At 63.8% G+C, this 1,907-nt stretch carries 3 protein-coding genes; 2 read left to right on the plus strand and 1 reads right to left on the minus strand.

The genetic code is table 11. The features are described 5' to 3' along the window. On the minus strand, positions 1 to 157 hold a 157-nt coding region (locus tag EOA86_RS32850; RefSeq protein ID WP_206630207.1), incomplete at its 3' end, for a 2-C-methyl-D-erythritol 4-phosphate cytidylyltransferase. A gap of 238 nt (positions 158 to 395) precedes the next feature. On the opposite strand from EOA86_RS32850, the gene dusB reads away from it, so the two are divergent. Both dusB and EOA86_RS32860 read left to right on the plus strand, forming a co-directional pair. After that, complete coding sequence (dusB, locus tag EOA86_RS32855) at positions 396 to 1,424, plus strand: tRNA dihydrouridine synthase DusB (protein ID WP_128345375.1); 1,029 nt, start codon at positions 396 to 398, stop codon at positions 1,422 to 1,424. Continuing rightward, on the plus strand, positions 1,421 to 1,907 hold a 487-nt coding region (locus EOA86_RS32860; protein WP_128345377.1), incomplete at its 3' end, for a PAS domain-containing protein. The genes dusB and EOA86_RS32860, both read left to right, overlap by 4 nt.

A 1,907-nucleotide genomic window follows, 5' to 3' on the forward strand; every position in this document is an offset into this window, starting at 1 on the left:
TATCTAATGTGCGCGCGATAACGGCATGGCCACCGATCCTCTGGTATTGCTTCGGGCCGTCGGCCTGACCGGCGCGCGCGCCGCGGCCGGCGGCGACGATAACCACGGCAACCCTAGAGGCCGTAGCCAAAGCTGGCATTTCGCTTGCATCTGTCATGCCGAGACGCTTAGCGCATCATCTTCGAAAAGTGGAATCGCTTTTCGGAAGAGATCATGCGCAGATGCAAACTGCCAAAGGGTCCTTTCCTAAGGACGTACGCCGCTTAGGGCGCGGGTATGGGCCGAAGTCCAGCATTTTTCCCAAATGCGCCTTGATGTGACGTCATTGCGCGTTGCATATTCTTGCCGTTCTGGCTAGAGATTGTGCAGCAACTAAAGATGCTTGGTTTTTGTGCATGTTTGACCTCACCAAGTTGGCTTCGCCGCTGCACGTGGGCAGTGTGAGAATCCGCAATCGCGCTTTTCTCGCGCCGATGTCGGGCATAACCGATGAGCCGTTCCGGCAGCGTGCGTATGCGCATGGCGCCGGATTGGTCGTGTCGGAGATGGTGGCGAGCGGCGAGCTTGCCAGGGGCAGGGCCGGTTGTGGCCTTCGCATCCGCCATTCCGGGCTGCCTGTGCACATGGTTCAGCTTGCCGGCCATGAGGCGGCACATATGGCCGAGGGCGCTCGAATCGCCGCCGGCGAGGGCGCCGACATCATCGACATCAACATGGGCTGCCCGGCCAAGAAGGTGACGGGCGGCTATGCCGGTTCGGCGCTGATGCGCGATCTCGATCACGCTTTGTCGTTGATTGAGGCGGTGGTCGGCGCCGTCGAGGTGCCGGTCACGGTCAAAATGCGGCTCGGCTGGGACGAAAGCGCGCTCAACGCGCCCCTGCTGGCGCGCCGCGCCGAGCAGGCGGGCGTCCAGATGGTGACGGTGCATGGCCGCACGCGCTGCCAGTTCTACCAGGGCAAGGCCGACTGGCGCGCCATCGCACGAACAAAACAGGCCGTGTCGATCCCGGTCGTTGCCAATGGCGATGTCGGATCGCCGGCGGAGGCGGCAATGATCCTCGACCAGTCGGGCGCCGACGCGGTGATGATCGGCCGCGCGCATTATGGCGCGCCCTGGACGGCAGGCAGCATCGCGGCAGCCGCGGCAAAAGATGCGGCGCCCGGCGTGCCCGAAAGTCCGCAAGCGCTGGCCGACTACATCGTTGCCCACTACGAGGACATGCTAACGCTCTACGGCATCGAAAGCGGCGTGCGCCAGGCGCGCAAGCATCTTGGCTGGTATCTCGACCGCCACGCTGTTGGCGTCGTTGATGAGCAGCGAAAGGCGATCCTCACCTCCTTCGAGCCCGTCCGCGTCGTTGCCGCGTTCCGCGAGGTGTTTTCACGCTCTGCCGAGGCGATGAACCTGCGGAGCGCAGCATGAACGCCACCGTTGCACAGAGCCTGGATATGGCGGACGCCGCCCACATTGTGCTCAACACCATCCGCCGCCCAGTGATCATGGTCGATGCGGACGGGTTCATCACCTTCGCCAATGCCGATGCCGAGGATTTCTTCCGCTCGAGCGCGACCATGCTCGCCCGCAATACACTACCCAAGCTCATTCCCTTCGGCAGTCCGCTGCTGACGCTTGTCGACCAGGTGCGCGAGCGCCGGGCACCCGTCAACGAATACCGGGTCGACGTATCGTCGCCGCGCCTCGGCATCGAGAAGGTCGTCGATCTCTATGTCGCGCCGGTGTCGGAATTCCCGGGCTCCGTCGTGGTGATGTTCCAGGAGCGATCGATGGCCGACAAGATCGACCGGCAGATGACGCACCGCGGTGCGGCACGCTCGGTAACCGGCCTTGCCGCGATGCTCGCCCACGAGATCAAGAACCCGCTATCCGGCATCCGGGGTGCTGCCC

Origin of the sequence: Mesorhizobium sp. M5C.F.Ca.IN.020.32.2.1, assembly GCF_004023105.1 — a bacterium.
GTDB classification, from domain to species: Bacteria; Pseudomonadota; Alphaproteobacteria; order Rhizobiales; family Rhizobiaceae; genus Mesorhizobium; species Mesorhizobium wenxiniae.